The organism is Bacteroides sp. AF32-8BH (assembly GCF_003435205.1).
GTDB lineage: Bacteria > Bacteroidota > Bacteroidia > Bacteroidales > Bacteroidaceae > Bacteroides > Bacteroides ovatus.
Window position 1 is genome coordinate 107,107 of record NZ_QVLZ01000017.1, and the last position, 19,991, is coordinate 127,097.

Here is a 19,991-nt window from a genome sequence, read left to right on the forward strand (position 1 = left end):
GGGAAGTCACTAAATCCAAGTACCTTTACGCCATAAGAATTCGAGTGGACCCTGTTTATGACGGGCAAGCCACCAACGGCTGAATATCAGCTGAACAGTGAAGATAAGCAGTGCGATAAGCAGGCTTGCCGTTGCTCCGGCGTATTTGTACATGGCTAATCCGAATCCATAATAGATAATAACTCCCATGATAGATTGAGAGATGTAGTTTGTCAGGCTCATACGCCCGTAAGGAATCAACAGACTTTGCCAGCCATATCCTTTTTCTTTCTTAAACCAAAGCAAGGTGAAGATAGAAACTAGGATAATCATAAACGCAAAATTGGCATAAGACGGAACGGCAATCTTATAAGGAATTTGTACGGACGGATTGGTGAGCAAGTCCGGCACAAAGGTTTTGAGGCAATAGAGAGGAATGAATGCGAGGACGGCACCTTTCAACATCTTCTTCCAAAAGCGTACGGATTCTTCGCTCTTTATTAAATATTTCCGGCGCCCCAGCAACATTCCGAACATGAACAGAGCAGCCGTCTGAAACAAACGACCATTTTCTACTTGCCAGATATTGCTGTATAATTGTCCGTCGGAGATGTTGGAACAGAGTACTTCGAAGAAATTACCATTGGCAGTTGCCTCCTGCGCACGTATGGCATAAGGCATATAATGACCGGTTGCCACTACGTAGTCGGGATTTATCATCGCATAAATGGCACGTCCCCACTCATAAGGCTGAAGAAGCAGAATCAGGGCAATCCAAAAGACCGTTTTGTCCTTTAGCTTACACACGGGTATCAATGCAAAACCCACTACCGCATAGAGTAAAAGAATATCCCCGTTATAGAATAAGGCATGTAACTGCGCAAACAGGAAAAGCAAACACATCCGCCAGGCAAATCGTCCGCGGAAGTCTATACCACGTTTCTCTGCATTGTGAAACTGAATGTAAAAACTAAAACCAAACAACAAAGAGAAAGTAGCATACGCCTTTCCCGCAAACAGGAAAAACAGGATGTCCCATGCATATTTATCAATTGTCTGTAACCATGCAGGCACATTCTCCGGTACTAAGAACAGATTATAATGCTCCAGATTATGTAATAATACAATTGCCAAAAGGGCAAATCCGCGCAGAGCATCCACTACTCCAAGACGTTCGGATGTTTTTAGTGTTTGAGTCATTAGTTAGATATAATTATTCCATTTTTTAAATGCCGGTAAAATTAATGGAAATATTTGAAACACAAAAGCTTGTAAACGTTAAAAAGGACTGACTAAAAAGACTAGGAAATTGTTTTTCATCCCTACTTACGTACACTCGCAGATGGGATGGTTATACCAATTCCGTCCTTTTTAGTCAGCCCTTTTTCTTTTCTTTACAGTGTGATTTTTTTTCTTAGCTGTGGAGACTCTTTATCTTTTATATTAATTCATAACTAGCCATCTGTATTGGCATATCCAAATTATGAAGCACTTTCTCCAATAGAATACCCTCACGGTTATCATATTCATACCCAAAAGTGGCACGAATACCTTGCAGGATAAACTGTGTGGCACGGTCCAACGCCATCGGCAGACTGTCTCCCTGCATCAAAGAGCCGGTGATGACACTGGTAAAAGTATCTCCCGTGCCGGGATAATGTGCAGGCAGATAAGGGCAGGTCACTTTCCAGTAGCGGTTTCCCTGACGGTTATAAGCATAGACAGACGTTTTATGAGGCTCATCATGTACAGGAACACTGGTGATGATAACCACTTGCGGACCTTTGTCGGACAAAAGACGAAGATATTCTTTCAGCTCTTCATCCGTGTTATCTGCTTTATAAGGTTTATCCAATAAATAAAATAGTTCCGTCAGATTGGGGGTAATCACATCTGCTTTAGTAATCAGGTGGCGCATCTCTTTTATCATCTCTCCATCAAAGTTGGTGTACAATCGTCCGTTATCTCCCAATACCGGATCGGCAACGATCAAACTGTCCGGCCGACGAAAGTCCCTGATAAAATCAGAAACAATCTGAATTTGTCTCGGAGAACCCAAGTATCCGGTATAGATAGCGTCGAACTCTACCTCCAGCTTCTTCCATTGGGCAATAATTTTCGGCATTTCGTCCGTCAGGTCGAGGAAGGAGAAACCGGGATATTGCGTATGATTGGATAACACAGCCGTAGGAAGCGGACAGACCTGAAAACCCATGGATGAAAGAATAGGAATGACAACGGTCAGAGATACGCGTCCCATTCCCGAAAGGTCATGGACGGCGGCTATTTTCTTTACTTTATTGGCATACATATAATTTATAATTAAACGTTTTACTACTCTTATCCTACGAACTCATTTATCTACTATGGACAAACAGAAACAGATATTCTATTTACATCAAAGGACATTCGACTATATTCTCCAAAAGCCTCTACTACATTAGATGAAAGCCGGACTTTATCCAAACAGAGCCTCTATTTACATCAAACGGAAGCTCTGTTTATATAAAACAAAGGCTCTATTTCTTACCAATAGAGCCTCTGTTTTTACAACGTCAACAGAGTCTCCATTTCGTTTGTACTAACAAATATAAAACTCCATTGTTTTGAAACCAAATTTATTTTAGAATAATCAACAGGGAAACATTAGGTTAATATCACTAATACGTCCCGTGCCCCATGCGCTCCCATCACTAAAGCCTGCTCAATATCAGCAGTCTTTGACGGACCGGAGATGAACGTTCCGAACTGATATTCCTGTCCGTCCAGTTCTCGGTAGGCGTCATACATGGTATCTACAATTTTATTCCGGTCGAGCAGAATGACCAACTTCTCCGAGATAAAATAGATTGCTTTATATTTCACCGTCTGCGGTATCCAGATGGCTCCGTTTTCGGCTACTCCGATTTCTCCTTTCACTACGGCAACATCTGTGCCGTCCAACTCTTTCGGATCATCCAAATTATCGGGATTGAATGTAGCGCAGGAAATATCCGGCAATACGGAAGCAATGCGCATAGCATCCGGATAAGTCCGGCGTATGACCGCATTCACATCTTCCCCTTCACCCAATACAACTGCCGTACCACCCACCGCACGGCTGATTGCACAGAACTGTTCTATCTTGTCAGGATATGACAATCGTTTCATATCCGCAATATCCGGTTTATCATAACGCGTCTGCGTATGCTGGCGGATGCTGGCTAATATATCTTCTCTACTGCTCATTTGGATTCCTCCTTTCCCTGTACTTTGTTTTTCTTCCACATTTCATTGAACGACTCGCTGGCAAATTCCGGCAGTTCACGCCCCTTTCCCCAATCGTCGAGATCGTTGTATTTCATGAAACGGGGCAGGCCATTTACCACCGGGGCTGCCCACAAGGCTGCGTTGAACAATGCCGGACGTTCCATCAGGAATTTCATACCATCGGACATGATCTTCTTTCCCGTATTGGCTTTCCCCAGTCCGTCCAAATCCTGACGCCATTTGTAAATTTGTTCGGCCAAATCTACTTTCACCGGACAGACATCGGAACAGGACATACACAGAGAACAGGCCGAAAGATTATCATAATATTTCTCCGGAGCGTGAGCCATACCCAAGTTGATGCCAATAGGTCCGGGGATGAAGTACGTATAAGAGTAACCTCCACTCCGGCGGTACACCGGACAGGTATTCATACACGCACCACAACGAATACAGTTCAATGTCTTGATATGGTCGGGCTTGGATAGTAAGGCACTCCGGCCGTTGTCTACGATGATAATATGGTATTCACCGCCTTCGCGGGGACGGCGGTAATGAGAGGTATATGTTGTCACCGGTTGTCCGGTGGCCGAACGGGCGAGTAATCGGGTGAACACACCCAACGCGTCCAAATCCGGGACGATCTTTTCCATACCGAAAGCGGCAATGTTCAGTTTCGGGTAGGAAGTACCCATATCGGCATTTCCTTCATTGGTACAGACCACAATGTCACCGGTTGAAGCGACGGCAAAGTTGGCGCCTGTCATGGCGGCTTCGGCATTGAGGAAGAGATGGCGCAGGTTCTTACGTGCGGCATGAGTCAGGTAGGTAGGATCAAAGTTTCCCTTTTCCGTGCCCATCTCCTTTTCGAATAGTTCGCCTACCTGTTCCCGTTTGATGTGGATGGCGGGCAATACAATGTGGCTTGGTTCGAGATGCATCAATTGCAGGATGCGTTCGCCCAAATCGGACTCTACGACATCAATGCCCCGCTCCATCAGGAAAGGATTCAAGCCACACTCTTCGGCGAGCATGGATTTGCTCTTGATGAAATGGTGGACGTTATGCTCATTCAGTATTTCGTAGACGATGGCGCAGTATTCATCGGCATCTTTTGCCCAATGTACGATGGCGCCGTTGGCGGTAGCATTCTTCTCAAACTCCAGCAGAAGTTCTTCGAGGTGGCTGTTGGAGTATAGTTTCAGCTCGCAAGCCTTGTTGCGCAACTCTTCCCATTCGGGAACTTCCTTGCTCATCTTGTCCCTTTTGGCACGGACCATCCAAAGGGTTTCGTTATGCCATGCTGCCATCTTGCTGTCCTGCAAGAACTTTTCGGCAGCCTTTGAATGTTTTGTACTCATGATTGCGACGCTAGAATTTCTACAATATGGATAATCTGAATAGGCAGATGCTCCCGTTTGATGACACCTTGCATGTGCATCAGGCAGGAACTGTCCGCTCCGACAATATACTCGGCTCCGGTAGCGATGTGATCTTTTACCTTATCACGCCCCATGCAGACGGAGACTGCCTGCTCTTCCACCGCAAACATTCCGCCAAAGCCGCAACACTCGTCAATATGGCTGGGTTCGAATACTTCGATGCCTTCTACCAGATTGAGCAGGTCACGCAATTTATTGTAATAAGGGATGTTCAGTTCGGTAGGAGCGGAAATCAACAGTTCGCGCACCCCATGACAGCTATTGTGAATACTGACTTTATGAGGAAAGCGTGCAGGAATTTTGGAAGGTTTCAAGACATCGTGAATGAACTCACAAATATCATAAATCTTTCCCGCACTCTGACAAACATGTCCTTCTTTCTCCAAGATGCCCGGATGATTCTCTTTCACAAATGCCACACAACTGGCGGAAGGACCGACGATGTAATCGTATTCCCGGAACAAATCGTCAAAACGGAGTGCCAATTTCATCGATTCATCTTCAAAACCGGCATTTGCCATCGGTTGTCCGCAACAAGTCTGATCCAACGGATAATCGACGTCTACTCCCAAACTTTTCAATAGTCTATACGATGCCACTCCCACATTGGGGTAAATAGCATTGATATAACAAGGAATAAACAAACCTACTTTCATACTATATTTTGTAATAATTTAAGCTTCTTCCGCATCACCCGTCTATTTTGTTCAACGGATGTCGATTAATTTGTGTGTTTGCAGGCTGAGTCTCCATTTGGGATGTCGCATTACACAGTCCACTGTTGAAGCAGTGTTATTACAAGAACAAGGCTGGAGGAAAAAATGTTCGGCCGGAAGTAGTTCAAAAATACTTATATCTTGTCCTTCATAGACCACTTTCACTTCATCCATCCGGTCGATGGCAAGTTTCGCCCCTTGTTTTGGGGAGCAGGTCACCCAGTCGATAGCTGCCGGCAGGGGGCGTGTACCGTTGGTTTCGATGGTCACATATTTGCCCGCTTGGTGCAAACGGTCGATCAATTCATCGTCTATCCATAAGGAAGGTTCGCCGCCCGTGAGGACAACGGTGACGGCAGGATATTTTTTCACTTCGGCGATAATTTCATCGTCGGTCATCATTTTTCCTTCTTCGTGTTGTGTGTCGCAAAAGTCACATTTCAAGTTACAGCCGGAAAAACGGACGAAGATGGCCGGAGTTCCGGTATGGTAGCCTTCGCCCTGCAAACTGTAAAAGATTTCATTAATCTTTCTCATCATCAAAATTTGTTTGGTTTGCTATTCTTGTCCTTCTGCGCCGACGGGATCTTTCTCGTAGATGACTATGTTTCCTTCCGATTCCTGCACTTCTACTTTATAGCATTGAGGAATCTGTTTGCATACCCACCGGGCGATATTCTCCGCTGTGGGATTAAATGGGAGTACTTCGTTGAGATTTTGATGGTCGAGTTTCTCCGTGACTACTTCTTTGATGCGGGTGAAATCTACCACCATCCCTTCGGAGTTGAGCCGCGCGGAACGGCAATAGACGGTGATAATCCAGTTGTGACCGTGTAAACTGGCGCATTTACTGCGATACGGGAGTACCAGCTTATGAGAAGCCGAGATCTCCATGCGTTTGATTACTGTAAACATGAGTGTATGTATTTTAATAGTTACACGCATCTAATGTCACCTCGATGCAACGGCAAAGGTAATATAAAATAGAGTTTTCATCCAGCTAAGAGTGTTATTTTTTTCCTTTTTTTGCACTATCTTTGCCACATGAAAACTCTATATATTGTTTTAGGTAGTATTTCCCTTGCGCTCGGTATTCTCGGCATCTTTCTGCCGCTACTGCCCACTACCCCTTTTCTATTGCTCACCGCCGCCCTTTATTTCAAAGGGTCACCCCGATTATATAACTGGCTGCTCAACCATCGGCACTTCGGTCCTTACATCCGCAATTTCCGCGAGAACAAGGCGATTCCTCTCCGTGCCAAAATAATTTCTCTCGTATTAATGTGGGGAACGATGCTTTATTGCATTTTCTTCCTAATTCCTTTTATATGGGTAAAGATTCTCCTGGGATTGATAGCCGCAGGAGTCACTTATCATATTCTTTCTTTCAAGACATTAAAGTAATGCGATAGTCCCTGCTGTGCATCGGCAAGTTTATCTTCCCAATGTTTCACGGAGTTCTGGCCAATTATGTCAGTCACGTATTTCACGGAAATAAACGGGATTCCTTTTGAACGGCAGACAAATGCCTGTGCGTAGGCTTCCATATCTACCACGTCTCCGCTAACATGAGTCAGTTCGGTGAGGAAGCCATCTCCCGTATTACAGATCCCATCTTCCGTCCAATGCGTGCAATAACCTTTTTCTTCGAGCAAAGCCGATGAATCGATTTCACACTCCAACCCGAATTCTGCCATCTTCTGCATATCACGGTCTACGAACTTACGGCATACAAAGATGTCTCCTACCTGATGGTTGACTGTTCCGGCACTTCCGATATTAAGCACCAAGTCCGGTTGTACCTGACGGATTGCCTCTGCCAAATGAAAGGCTGATTTCACTTTACCAATACCTGTACGAACGTAGTAAGGTTCTATATCCGGCCATTTAATCTCTACAAATTCGCCTTGTACGGCGTAGGTTACTAATATTTTCAACATGGGTTCCTTTATTTCGTAAAAATTACTATTCAAATCCAATTGTACTCAACCGCTCCACGAGATAGACTATAGCCCTATTTATCCAGGCTATTTCACCTGACAAACTTTTGATGTTCCATCTGAATGAACTCCAATCTTCTATTTCATGGATAAACATACCATCAGTTATTTCTGCAAAAATAACTATTTAACTGGAGTTATCTATAAAATGCGGCCAAAAGAGGTATGCTAAGCCGCAAATTCTGCGGTTAACTAACGGAATTAAACTGCAATCAACAAGAACAAGGCATATCCACCACGCTTGGTTTGAAGAATCATTCAAACCAAGTACAAAACTTCCTTATGTGAAGTACCCAATATTACTTTTTACTATCCGGCAACGGATTAATAGCCCCCCTTTGTGTACAAGTATATGCCGATACATCTACCGCTTTGCAGTGTGATTCAGCGACCGACGCCCCTCTAAGTATGTTCACAACAAAAGTAGCAGTAAACGAGTCGCCTGCACCTACAGTATCGGCCACCTCGACTTTAGGTGTATCTATGGATGAAATTTCCCCACTGTCATCGTATATGCCACTACGTACTGCGCCTTGTGTGAATATAACATATTTGAGTGAGAACCGAGCAATGAGTTCTGCGATAGCTCCCACACAATCAGTCGAAAGGGAAAGAAGAGAGATCAATAACGGCAATTCGTCTTCATTCAATTTGAGCACATTTGCCTTTTGCAAGGATTCCACAATCAAGTCTGTCGAATAAAAATGTTGCCTGATATTAATATCAAATACCTTCAAAGAGGTATCCGGCACGGCATCTATGAGCCTTAAGATTGCAGCACGTGACTTTTCGCTTCGCTGTGCCAAAGAGCCCCAACAAACAGCATCTGCATCGCCGACAAGTTTCATGGTCGCAGGACTACACTCGATAGCATCCCATGCAACATTCTCAACAATGTCATATTGCGGTACACCGGCTTCATTCAACGACACAAGCACTTTACCTGTCGGCAAAATATTACGGGAAATATATCCTAAATCAAGTCCGGTCTCTTTAAGCACCGCAAATGTTTCATCACCGAGTTCGTCATCACCTATTGCCGTAACAGGATATGATTCTGCTCCCAATTCCTTCGCAAAAAAGCAGAAATTGATAGGCGCTCCGCCAAGTCTCTTACCTTCCGGGAAGCAATCCCAAACAACTTCTCCTATACCTATTATTTTCATGGTTTTATAGTTTAATAATTATTTTCATGGATGTTGCACTATGCTCGTCTATAAATTTATATGCCTCGTCATACTGCTCGAACGGAAAATGATTTGAAATAAGCGGTTCGAGACGGATAGCTCCCGAACTTACCTGATTGATAGCCGTAAGATAATCTTCATGGCGATACATCATCGTTCCGTTCACCTTCAGTTCGTGCTCTCCCAAATAGAACATATCAAGCGACGGATCCTTGCCAAATACCGCCACTACAACGATGGTACTCCCTTTTTCAATACACTCCATAAGCGAACGAATACTCGACTCAACTCCGGCAACCTCAAACGCAGCTTGAAAATCTTCATCCCCGAAAAGCCTCTTCGCTCCTTCTTTGAGCGGCGTCTTAGCTACATTGAGCGTATCTATTATGCCACATTTACGAGCGATTTCAAGTCTGAAATCACTTACATCGGTAATAAGAACCCGTTTGGCTCCTCTTGCCTTAGCGAACTGCGCCACGAGGTTACCGATTGTTCCGGCACCCGATACAACCACATTCTTACCTTTCAAGTCCCCGCCACGCATAGTTGCATGCGCAGCCACTGCCACCGGTTCTATCATAGCCCCATAATCAAGTGACATACCTTCAGGCAACACCGCAACCCTGTCATCATCAACCACAAAAAAGTCTTGCGCAGCTCCATTTGCCTGAAAGGCTTGCACTCTTAGCTCCTCACAAATATTATACTCTCCCCGCTGACAAGGCTTGCACTTCCCACACACAAGTTGCGGACGTGCGGTGACAACGTCACCCGCCTTGCAGATCATAACCGCCGCCCCCGTAGCGACTACCACTGCCGAATATTCATGCCCCTGAACTACCGGATAGAAAGTTGCCGGATGACATCCGTGATAAGAATGTATCTCACTTCCACAAATACCTATTCTCTTAATATTCAGAAGCACCTGATGTTCTTTCAGGTCCGACGCCTTAGGCGCCTCAACCTCACGAAATTCAATATGTTTTGGTTCTACTAATACCGCTTGTCTCATTTTATACCATATTTACTTAAAATTTCTATTACCGGAGTCTCTATCGACTTCGCCCAAAGTGCATATCCATAACTACTTGGATGAGTTCCGTCGACCGATGTCTCATGCGCATCGGAAGCATCAGGCGTAATCAGATAAACGTCTTTATATTTCGGGTTCGTGCGGATTTTCGCAAACAACTCCTCTACGGTTGCCGCCTTAGCCCGTTCTTTCGCATCAAGAACTGTATCGAATGAACGTCGTTCACGATAGATAGTACGCTGAAATATCAACGGAGTAGCCGGATGTGCCGTTATAAGCCGATCGATAAACGGCATCAGGCGCTCTCTTATCAGTTCTGCGTCAGGATTTGAAAAAGTATCGAATATAAAGGCATCAGCCTTGACTTCCGCAAGAACGTCGAGCATGTAAGGCTGCATCAGGCAACGTCCGCTTGTTGCGAGCGACACGACTTGAAGACCTGTATTACGCATAAATTGCATGGGATAACTCATACCGGATCGATCCGTGCTCACTCCCTGCGTAAACGAAGAGCCATATACCGCTATCCTGTGACGAAAATCGGACTTCAACGGTTCGATAACAGCATCGTCATCTATCCCTATCTTACAAGAAATGACCTCCGAATACATCGGCATATACATCATACATTCGTGCATCGTACCATCCATATTCTCAATGAGCGTGAATGTCTCGGTTTTCTCGCCCTTATACGCTTTCAATGAACCGCTTGCTGCATATTGCCATTGACCGTCTGCATTTTTGATATAAAGATCATATCCTTTATAAGAGATCGGCATGGTTGAATGGCTCGAATATACATATCCCCACTTTGTCGTAATCTGTATATTACGCGTGTTCGTTTTAAACAACACAGCCATACCGGCAGAGCAACGGAGTTGTCTATTCTCCGTCCTGTTAAAACCTTTATAAACCAATGTATCGACTCTATGATACGGATTGGGAGTCGATTCAAACGGCTTACCTATCAGGTTAAGCGTTGACGCCTCCGTCTGTTTTTGTGCCGAAACCGACAATACGCACGAAAGCGCTAGAACAACCGTTATGAAAAACTTCTTCATTGCCTTGTGTTTTTTAGTTGTTTACTGTAATAAGACCTTCAACCCTTCTGCTACCTGCATAGCATAAAACTGCTCATACTTTTCCATAAACACAGGGTATTTGTCCAGTCCCAATGACACAAAAGGTGATATCTTCAAGAACTCGGCCGGCGATCCTCCCGAAATCAACTTCCTGTCCGCCGGGGTGATGTGAGGTTCGGAGATAGCTATATTTTCACCGGACTCGGTGCGCGCACCTATCAGGTATTTGCAATAAACAGCTATCAGGAAAGCCTCTATCGAAATATCCTTCCCATCCTGCAACATCTGTTTGAGTATGGGTACCACATAAACCGCAAACTTAGCAATGCCATCGCCGCAAAGCCGTGATACCTGATCGCTGATCGCCTTGTTTGAAAATCGTTCGATAAGCTGGTCTTTATACGCTTCAAGGTCAACGCCTTCGGGAACCGGAACATAAGGAGTAACGTCCCTGTTCATAAACAGCTTTATCATTGCACGATACCTCTCGTCTGCCATTACAGCATCGACCTTCCTGAACCCTTCCATATAGGCAGGATAAGAAAGAAGAGTATGTGACGCATTGAGAAGACTTAATTTCATGATTTCATACGGGGTCACATCATGGGTGAATGTAACTCCCACCTTCTCCCATGCAGGACGGCCTGCAATGAAATTATCTTCAATCACCCATTGTATAAAGTCTTCACAACACACATCTGTAACCTTACCCGGTTTTGTTACGGGAGTGATTCTATCCACCATCGAATTCGGGAACGTCACTTTCTTTTTCGCCCACGCTGCCACCTCGGGATATTTCGCTTCGAAGTATGACATAAACGCACATTTGGCGGCATTGCCGTTCATCTGCATGTTGTCACACGAAAGAATCGTAATCGGCAAATCTTTCTCCATCCGGCGTTTGAGTCCTTCGGCTACATACCAGAACACACTGCGCGATTGGTTAAAATCGACCTTATATCCCCCTTCGGTAATGGTGAGAGAGATGATTTTTATCTCCTCCGATGCAAGTTTAGCGATGATAGGCTCACTATCTATTTCCCCCCATGCCAGTTCTACAAGCGAACCAATCAGCATACTATCTTGTTCGCCGGAAGGGCTGCATGTCGTCAATTGATATATGCCGTCGTCTTTCTTGAGGGCGTTGAACAATACCCCGTCCGTAGGCATAATCATGGCTCCGAATACCCCCCAGCATCTTTGTGACGGATCTTCAAGTAATAGATTTGTGTAAGCTTCGAGATGTGCACGATGGAAGTTTCCAACGCCGAAATGTACTATTCCGGCCTTTATTTCAGCACGATTATAATTAAAAGTCTTCATACGATAATTTCAATGTTTCGGCAAGTGATTTTTCCACCTTGTCGCAATGTTCTATATAGAATTTATAAACCTCATTCCATTTGTAATAAGATGCTTCAACCGCTTCCAACGGCAACCGGAGGTCTTTTTCATTCAGCATAAACTTAACTAAAACGTCCGGATTGCCTTCTGATTGGTAAAAAATCATCTGAAGGTTCGCACCCATCGGAATATCCCAATACTTCCAACTCCGTAACGCTTCTTTGGAATTACTTGCCTCACGCGCCCACGTCCCGGCTTGCAGATTTGTCAAGATGGCCATCAGAACGCCATCGTGTCCGAAGTTGAGATTGATGCCATGACGCTTGCGAACCAGATCTTCGGCAGATTCGTCTAACAAATGGCGTAACGTGCGGGATGCAAGTCCCCAACTACGCCCGTGAGATACCGGTTCAGGACCTTTCTGCGCAAAATACTTATAGTTCTCGATTTCCGCCCAAGCCAATATTTCCTCTTCTGTAAAAATATCCCATATAGGCACTTGGCGGTCGAGGCATTGCATCAGCGATGCCATTAACCAGAAACGATGGATCAGGTCGTACTTGTCATACTCACTTTCTACTTGTGTAACATCTATAAACAGCCTTGTAAAAAAAGCATCCACATCCAACTTTTCATCTATATATGAACGATATTTTTTATACCAACTGTTTTCCTTACCAAGTATATATTTATCAAGCGGACTCCTGTCGGGACATACGTTACCGTATGGATTCAGTGTGGTAAGGAACGAACGGGAGTTGTCTATCTCCGCCCATTCAAGCCCGGGGCGTAGCGACAAAATGCCTGAATTTACAGATTGCATGGTGGCCGCCACCCGAAGCACATTCGTTGCGTTAGTCTTCAAATAGGGATGGCCTTCAAATACTTCCGGATAGTTTTGTACCATCCTCCGGCCTATCTCCCTTGTCTGACGATAACCGATTTGTGTCAGATCGCCTTCTTTGTAAAACACATTTTTCTTGAACGGTTCAAGACGTTCATACAGGGCTTTCCCAAAATCGGTAAGGTTGTTTGTGGCATGAGCTTTCTCCAATACGCCGTATATGGCAGGATAAGTCACCTCATCGTCTATCTGACGCGCTCCATGACGGAAATAGCCGTTTATATAGAAAGGCGTATATCCTTTGGGCGCCGGCGTAACCGGATGTGAAAGATCGGTCACATAATACACGCCGCCCGCACGTTCCGGATCCCTGCGTATCTCGTCGAGAGGATTTTCGGCCACCGGCTTTTCTTTCGGAAGAGAGAGTTTGAATATGCAAGGAAGATCAGACGTCTTTTTCGCATTCGTATTGGTATTGACATACATAACTCCGTCTTTGACCACAATATCTTCCGGTTCGTAAATAACCTGTTCCTGCACATTGTATCGGGCAGTAATTGTCCGCCTATCCGTATCGTACACCCGGATGCAGGAAGGACGGCTGTCATCCTGTTTCCCAACTCCGAAGCAGAAATAGATTTTACCATCATGCATACAGCCCGCTTGCGTAAACCATACCTCATAGGGGAACACCACCTGATCGAGAATATCATTTTCGTCGAGGCGCACCTTTGCGCCCTCACTCAACGACGGTATGCGGAATTTGGTGGCGACATACTGGTTTTCCCACGCATGCTTTGTCACCTTCGCCACAGTACGTTTACGTGCCGAGAATATCCATATAAATCCCCGTTCCCGATCGACCAGCCAGCTTGGCGCACCAAAGATGGGGACATACCCTTTCTCCGCCCACTTCGAGCCATCGAGTTCAATTGTCTGTGCGATTTCGCTGCTAAAACGTTTTCCACGACGGGTGATGCTCTCCACAAAACACAACCATTCCAACTCGCTTCCTACCTTCCCGTTTGTGATATACAAGAGAGGAAACGATGCTCCGCGTTTTGTCTCGACGCCAAAGCATACATTATTTACATGGTTGTCCGGATGGGAGGACGCCAACTCAAAGCCTGCCACAGGTTTCGGATCGGCACTTTTGAAATCATAGATATTCACGTGCCCTCCATCCTCGCACGAGAATATGTAATCATCCCATATTTCAAGTCCTTGCTGTGCCCGCCCCCGTCCTTCCTTTGCCAGGAAGACAGAGCACTCTACCTCTTTCTCCGGCTCTACATACAACTGGGCGATAAGGGGAATAGAGATCAGTAAGCACACGACAGACAAATAGATCTTTTTCATAAGTATGCTCTATAAATTTAAAGTATGATTATGTTCTACGTTAATCGAACAGCTCTACGCCTAACGACTCAAGCCGTTTCTGCAACTCTCCTACATCGAGAGCCCGCGGAGTACAATGCTGCGACGCACTCATGGCAGCGGCAATACCAACTGCCTCTCCCATCGCCATGCAAATACTCATGACACGATAGGAAGCGTGAGCTCTGTGAGTACCCGATATGCACCGTCCCGCCACCAGAAGCCCTTCCAAGCCCAACGGGAGAAAACAACGATACGGCAAATCGTATGGTTTGCAATATTGGATGGTCGGTTCCGCCTGTCCGGCTCCGTCAGGATTATGTATATCGACAATGAACAATGCTTTATGTACCACCACATCGGCAAAACGGCAGCCTTCCGCCATCTCATCGGCATCGATCACATAGTCGCCCATCACCCTGCGGCTTTCGCGCACTCCGGTTGTTGTACCGCTTCCGATCACTCTACAGTTTTCGTAACCCGGCAAATTTTCTTTCAAGAATTGAGTCAGGAGGCGTATCTGTTGCCTAAGTTCAAGATCGGCGGCGAAAATAGAGCTTACCGAAGTTATATCCACCCTATTGACTTGTGTCGTATTTACCTGACGGCACCCCGGTCTGACCGATGGATGCAAACGCACGGCAGCAAGCATCCGGGGAAGTTTGCCCTCATCGGCTTTCTTTTTACACCAATCAAGAAAACACTCGCCATTCAGTTGAACATTATCTACATCTCCAATACAGATAATTCCTTTCGATTCATCTACGCCATCAATGGTGTATTCAAGGGTTACAGGCTGCATGAGTCCGTCAGCACGTCCTTTTTCTATTTTTGCACCGGCAAGAAAAGATACTATGGCATCACCGGTACAGTCAATCGTAACCGCGGCTTCAAAACAGAGCGTCCCCTCGTTACTTGCACACTTAATACCTTTTACCACCTTTCCGTCACGAATAACATCCGACACGCAACATTGCAAAAAGACATCGACGTTCTTTTCCCTGGCGACAAATTCTGCCAATGTAAGTTTTGCCTCTTCGAAATCGTGAGCATTTCCATGCTCGCCAATCCAGTCATTGTCTTCGACGCCAAGAATAGCACAAACCTCATCACGCATCGTGTTCTTGCTTACACTACCGAGAATAGGGCCGACATACCCGGCGGTCAGGTTACCTCCGATGACTCCGTATCTTTCGATAAGAGCAACACGTGCTCCTTGCCGGGCGGCGGCTACAGCCGCACATATCCCGGCAGGACCTGCACCTGCTACTATTACATCATAATATTTTGTATTCATTATCTGCTTGTATATGGACCGGAAATAGTCTTAACAGTCATTGCCCCGTCAGAATCTGTGATTGTCACAACTCTATATTTGTTTCCCCCATCAGTCACACGAACTACAATATGTCCATCATATCCCTTTACTCTCGCAGCCTCTTCCGCCGTAACCCGGTCGTCTACTCCGCTGGGGCGATCGCCTTGCCAGAAGTTAGTGATAAACATGTCACACGCAGGGAGTGTTGTCTCCATCGAATTCAGTATATCGGTACGGGGATGACAATCTACCCACGAATTGACAACAATCGTTTGTGGATTGAGTGCTTTCAGAGCATCTACCTGATTGGTGTTGGTTACACCGTGATGGTTAGCTTTCAATAGTTCCACCTGACCCACTGCTTTTGCACAGGGCAGTTCGGCATCTTTCCACGCATGACTCGAACGTCCGTTATACTGAAGGTCACCACCGGCAAAGAAATCAAAGTTGCCATACGAAACTTTCATCACACAACTGGTTATATTCTCCGGCGGACAATTGTCACTGGAGGTAATGTTCTTACTGTTTTCGTATGTAATCTCCGAGAGTTCAGGGAATGTCTTCTTTGTGGTAGTGCCCGAACCTGTCCAGATCTCTCCATTCACTGCCACGTTTTGCACCTTTGCAGTAGGATACTTTGCAGGATTATACTTCTGAACGATCTGATCATTCGCCCCTGCTTTGAATATCGCAGCATCGAACTTTTGATTGGCGACATGCCATTTCACTGCATTGATATAGTTGCTGCAACTTGGAGCATTGTCTGCCATTGTCGCCATATTGAACGGATAGTTATAATCGGGATAGCCACGATCGAGAAGCGTACCAATCTTGAAATTATCGAAAATCTCGGCAAAACCTATTAACGAATAAGTGTCGGAATTGGAAGATTTCGGCAAGGAAGAAGTATAACCGCCGAAGTGGTCATTATGGAAGTGTGTAAGTACGGCATAATCAATCGTACTGTTACCTGTCCATACCATACATTTACGAATGTAATCAGTTATAATCTGCGAACCACGGGTAGAAGTCAGAGTCGGATCCCAACGACTACGGATACCGGTGTTGGTCGTATTACTATTAGAGTTGGTCGTAACACTCGAACTTGCGGCATCAATAAGCATTTGCGTACCATCCGGGAATATTACAAACATGCTTTCACCGGTAGTCGTATTGATGAAATGAATATCCATCACACCCTCCTGCCAGGCAGGAATTGTTTTACCTACCTCTATTTCAGTGGCAGCATCTTCCCCACCTCCATCCGGACGAATCAAAAATGAGTGAGACTCATTGGAGCTACATCCTACAATCGCAAGGATGAACAGACTAAATATAAATATTAACCTTTGCATGCTATATGAAGATTTAAAAACATCTCTCCGCCTTCAATGCTGACAGCAAGACGAATATAATTACCAAAATTTGAATTTACCTTTATAATATGTTGGCCAAGTCCTTTGAAGATTGTAGGCTCACTACCGTCGTCAGCCCAATGTATACCGTCTTGCGATAGTTGTACACGACCTTCGAATACGGGATCTCCTTCTATTTTCTCAACCATAACAAAGAATATAGCCTCATCTGCCCAACCAGCCTCGTAAGGATGAGTGAAGAAAGTGCCTTTAAAGAATTTCTTTACCTCAAGATGGGAATCATTAAACATTTTCATATATTACATTCCTCCTTTTATTCTTGTGAAACAACAACAGAATCTATATAAAAGAATACACGACGATTGGTATCAGTACCCACCCAGAAAAGAGGATTGATAAGATTGTCGATGCGTCCATATCCGTCAACGGTATCGGCTGCAATGCCACGCATATCCCAAATTTTGTCCTGACATTGGAACTCTACATATTCACGAAGCTCTGTGTCAAGTTTCAGACGCATGTATTGCCAATTGAGTTTACAGTCGGTCTCATTGTAAATGAGTTTCTGATGACCATCTTTCAAATCCTTGAATCCATCGTGGTCGCCATTAGGATAACGGCGGCCGAACCACCAGGGATCGACTCCCCTCTTACACCAGTCTCCGTCAAGTCCATAAGCCCAATCGCGGTCGGTTATGTCTTCATTGGAATGTTCATACTGCCACTTCTGCATTAATTTGCCATCTACTGCATTGAGATAGCGAATTCCTACATGGTAACGTTTTCCACCCTCCTGTACATCGAATCCCATACCAAAATCGCGGATGGAACTCTCATGCAAACCCGGTTGCGGACGGTCACCGCCATCCACCACATCCTGCTCCGCCGTGTATGTAAACCAACATTCTATCTGCAAATATTTGCAGCCCGGACGAGAGAACGAAAGCCGCTTAATGGCATGTCCCAGACAACCTTCCGCCGGAATCTCCGTATAAGGAGCGGCAACAGGTCTTGTCGAAAGTTTAAGAGAGTAAGTGCCGGACATAGCCCCGTGAGTGCCCGGATACCTGAAAGTAGCGGAACTAAGCATGACCGGTGGCCACTGGTCTTTATTGACCAATGTCTTGGGAACATCAAAATCGGGATATTCCGTAAAGTTAGGCATCAATGTCATCCAACCGTTAAAGCCGGTGTTGAATACATCATAGCTCAACACCCTTTTCAATGGTTGATAGCGACTGCGCAATAAAATTTCTCCAATGCTCATAATATCATTTATTTAATAAAGTTAGTACCCTGGATTTTGAACAAGTTTGCCATTCATTATCAATACATCATCACTTGGCAACGGCCATAAATAAATTTTCTCATCATACTTACGTTCACCATGCTGGACGATATAGGTTCCGTCGGCCATCGCTTCAAAAGAAGGAAATCCGTCTTTGTCAAATGTCGGAGTCTCCGGCCAAAACCAGTTGCCTGCCGCAAAGTATTCCTTTGCCCTGTTGGCTGTACGGGTAAATCCGTACATATTGTGTCCGAAAGCATTCTCAAACTGATGCCAACGAAGCAAATCGAAATAGCGCAGATTTTCCCATGCAAACTCCACACGACGCTCACGACGGAGCACTTTGCGCAATGCTGCCTGATCGGTTGTCGTAATGGACGGATAGTCGTTGGTTTGTGTACGGGTGGTGCCATAAGCACGGGCACGGACATCGTTGATGCAAGCAAGGACAGTAGCGTCAATCTCCCCCAGTTCAATCTTAGCTTCGGCATACATCAACAAGACATCGGCATAACGCATGAGAATGACAGGGTTGTCGTTATACAAAGTAGTACGCCATGATTCTTGCGCGCCTTTGCGCAGGCAACAACCATTGTAAGCACAGTTGGAAGCATCCGAACCGCCTTTGGAATCTTTGTTTGTAATCATACGATTTTGCGTATAGTCCATTACTTCGAGTGCGTTTGGCGCAGGATTCCACTCAATACCATAGATACGGCTGCCGGGAGCAGCAAATGTTTCCAGGCAACGGGGATCACGGTTGGCAAATGGATCGTGAGGATCAAAACCGCTGCCCGGTTCATCAATCGTCTTGCCATTCGTCATTTCGTAGACAGCAAGAAGTTCCCACGAAGGTTGTGCATTATGTGTACCGCCTGCCGAACGGGCAATAAAGGAACCGATAGCCTGTGTAGTAGGTTTACCGTTTTCATCCAACTCAAGATCGCTTGAGTGAGCAACAGAGAAGATAACTTCTTTGCTTCCTCTTGTCTTGTCGCGGAAAAGTTCTCCATAATCAGGGGCCAAGTCATATACTTCCAGATCCATACAGTCTTGCGCAGCGTTTGCGGCAGTCCCATAGTCGTGCTGATAGAGAGCGGTACGAGCCTTGTAAGCATAAGCCGTTCCTTTGTCCACACGGGTGGCGCCGCTATTATTATTTGCGACCGGCAAATTTTCTGCGGCATAGTCATAATCTTCATAAATCTGTTTCAGAACGACAGCTTTGTCGGTACGCCCCATCTCAAATGCTTCCTCCGGAGTAATCGAAGTCACGTAGAAAGGAACATCTCCCCAAAGAGTAATCAAACGTGAATAAGCAAATGCTCTGAAAAAACGGGCTTCGGCACGAAGCGTATTCAGTTCAGTGGTGGAATATTTGCCTTCAAGTTTGTCGAGTGCCTCCAAAATTCGGTTGGCACGACTAATGTTCTTATACGTGTAACTCCAAACAGTCTTGATGTTAGGATTACTTGTAGAAGACGCATTCAGTGAACCTGCCGCAATGGTATAGATGTTGGTTCGTTGCGCCCAGTCATCCGTATTACGGTCCAGCGTCCAACCTTCTTCTATAACAAAGAAAGTACTGCGATAAAAATCGTTCAACGAGATTCGAACTTCCTCCGGTGACGAGAACCAGTTTTCACTGGATGCGGCTGAAGGAGGATTCAGATCGAGGTTCACACAAGAAGTTACAGATAGAAGAGCTATCATGCAAATCAATACATGTATTTTTTTCATATTATGTAATTTTTTC

The 19,991-nt window shown here is 45.3% G+C and carries 19 protein-coding genes; 1 reads left to right on the top strand and 18 read right to left on the bottom strand.

The window, feature by feature from the left end; translation table 11 throughout:
* Positions 1 to 9: 9 nt before the first annotated feature.
* From DWZ47_RS13830 to DWZ47_RS13860, 7 genes are all read right to left on the bottom strand, one after another.
* Positions 10 to 1,179, bottom strand: coding sequence for a DUF418 domain-containing protein (locus tag DWZ47_RS13830; protein ID WP_117513529.1), 1,170 nt, complete (start codon positions 1,177 to 1,179; stop codon positions 10 to 12).
* Positions 1,180 to 1,417: 238 nt separating this feature from the next.
* Positions 1,418 to 2,290, bottom strand: coding sequence for a pyridoxamine kinase (locus DWZ47_RS13835; protein WP_004304792.1), 873 nt, complete (start codon positions 2,288 to 2,290; stop codon positions 1,418 to 1,420).
* 335 nt (positions 2,291 to 2,625) lie between these two features.
* Positions 2,626 to 3,207 (bottom strand): lactate utilization protein C, encoded by a 582-nt coding sequence (locus tag DWZ47_RS13840; RefSeq protein WP_004308294.1) that lies wholly within the window; start codon positions 3,205 to 3,207, stop codon positions 2,626 to 2,628.
* On the bottom strand, positions 3,204 to 4,589 hold the full coding sequence (locus DWZ47_RS13845) for a lactate utilization protein B (RefSeq protein ID WP_117513531.1): 1,386 nt from the start codon (positions 4,587 to 4,589) through the stop codon (positions 3,204 to 3,206). Before DWZ47_RS13845 ends, DWZ47_RS13840 begins: the two co-directional genes overlap by 4 nt.
* Entirely contained in the window at positions 4,586 to 5,326 is a 741-nt protein-coding gene (locus DWZ47_RS13850; protein WP_004304789.1) for a (Fe-S)-binding protein, read from the bottom strand. Before DWZ47_RS13850 ends, DWZ47_RS13845 begins: the two co-directional genes overlap by 4 nt.
* Before the next feature lie 51 nt (positions 5,327 to 5,377).
* A complete protein-coding gene (locus DWZ47_RS13855; RefSeq protein ID WP_004320698.1) occupies positions 5,378 to 5,923 on the bottom strand; it encodes a 7-carboxy-7-deazaguanine synthase QueE in 546 nt (181 codons plus the stop codon).
* A gap of 21 nt (positions 5,924 to 5,944) precedes the next feature.
* A complete protein-coding gene (locus DWZ47_RS13860; protein ID WP_004304787.1) occupies positions 5,945 to 6,301 on the bottom strand; it encodes a 6-pyruvoyl trahydropterin synthase family protein in 357 nt (118 codons plus the stop codon).
* 129 nt (positions 6,302 to 6,430) lie between these two features.
* On the opposite strand from DWZ47_RS13860, the gene DWZ47_RS13865 reads away from it, so the two are divergent.
* Positions 6,431 to 6,790 (top strand): YbaN family protein, encoded by a 360-nt coding sequence (locus DWZ47_RS13865; RefSeq protein ID WP_004304786.1) that lies wholly within the window; start codon positions 6,431 to 6,433, stop codon positions 6,788 to 6,790.
* Here DWZ47_RS13865 and DWZ47_RS13870 read toward each other — a convergent pair.
* From DWZ47_RS13870 to DWZ47_RS13925, 11 genes are all read right to left on the bottom strand, one after another.
* Positions 6,760 to 7,326: a nucleosidase gene (locus DWZ47_RS13870; protein WP_117513533.1), complete on the bottom strand. Its 567-nt coding sequence runs from the start codon at positions 7,324 to 7,326 to the stop codon at positions 6,760 to 6,762. The genes DWZ47_RS13865 and DWZ47_RS13870 overlap by 31 nt on opposite strands.
* 359 nt (positions 7,327 to 7,685) lie before the next feature.
* Entirely contained in the window at positions 7,686 to 8,552 is an 867-nt protein-coding gene (locus DWZ47_RS13880; RefSeq protein ID WP_117513535.1) for a carbohydrate kinase family protein, read from the bottom strand.
* A gap of 4 nt (positions 8,553 to 8,556) precedes the next feature.
* A complete protein-coding gene (locus tag DWZ47_RS13885) occupies positions 8,557 to 9,585 on the bottom strand; it encodes a zinc-dependent alcohol dehydrogenase (protein WP_117513537.1) in 1,029 nt (342 codons plus the stop codon).
* Positions 9,582 to 10,667: an SGNH/GDSL hydrolase family protein gene (locus DWZ47_RS13890; protein ID WP_117513539.1), complete on the bottom strand. Its 1,086-nt coding sequence runs from the start codon at positions 10,665 to 10,667 to the stop codon at positions 9,582 to 9,584. The genes DWZ47_RS13885 and DWZ47_RS13890 overlap by 4 nt, the downstream gene beginning before the upstream one ends.
* 21 nt (positions 10,668 to 10,688) lie before the next feature.
* A complete protein-coding gene (locus tag DWZ47_RS13895) occupies positions 10,689 to 12,011 on the bottom strand; it encodes a mannitol dehydrogenase family protein (RefSeq protein ID WP_117513541.1) in 1,323 nt (440 codons plus the stop codon).
* Positions 11,998 to 14,235 carry a histidine phosphatase family protein gene (locus DWZ47_RS13900; protein WP_117513543.1) on the bottom strand — a complete coding sequence of 746 codons (2,238 nt, stop codon included), beginning with the start codon at positions 14,233 to 14,235 and terminating at the stop codon, positions 11,998 to 12,000. The genes DWZ47_RS13895 and DWZ47_RS13900 overlap by 14 nt, the downstream gene beginning before the upstream one ends.
* A gap of 40 nt (positions 14,236 to 14,275) precedes the next feature.
* Positions 14,276 to 15,550 (bottom strand): FAD-dependent oxidoreductase, encoded by a 1,275-nt coding sequence (locus DWZ47_RS13905; RefSeq protein WP_117513545.1) that lies wholly within the window; start codon positions 15,548 to 15,550, stop codon positions 14,276 to 14,278.
* Positions 15,550 to 16,926, bottom strand: a complete 1,377-nt coding sequence (locus DWZ47_RS13910) for a ComEC/Rec2 family competence protein (RefSeq protein WP_061447724.1) — start codon at positions 16,924 to 16,926, stop codon at positions 15,550 to 15,552. Before DWZ47_RS13910 ends, DWZ47_RS13905 begins: the two co-directional genes overlap by 1 nt.
* Complete coding sequence (locus DWZ47_RS13915) at positions 16,914 to 17,243, bottom strand: hypothetical protein (protein ID WP_117513547.1); 330 nt, start codon at positions 17,241 to 17,243, stop codon at positions 16,914 to 16,916. The genes DWZ47_RS13910 and DWZ47_RS13915 overlap by 13 nt, the downstream gene beginning before the upstream one ends.
* Positions 17,244 to 17,260: 17 nt before the next feature.
* Positions 17,261 to 18,214, bottom strand: a complete 954-nt coding sequence (locus tag DWZ47_RS13920) for a DUF6772 family protein (protein WP_004304775.1) — start codon at positions 18,212 to 18,214, stop codon at positions 17,261 to 17,263.
* Between the two features lie 21 nt (positions 18,215 to 18,235).
* Positions 18,236 to 19,975 (bottom strand): RagB/SusD family nutrient uptake outer membrane protein, encoded by a 1,740-nt coding sequence (locus tag DWZ47_RS13925; protein WP_117513549.1) that lies wholly within the window; start codon positions 19,973 to 19,975, stop codon positions 18,236 to 18,238.
* Between the last annotated feature and the right edge of the window lie 16 nt (positions 19,976 to 19,991).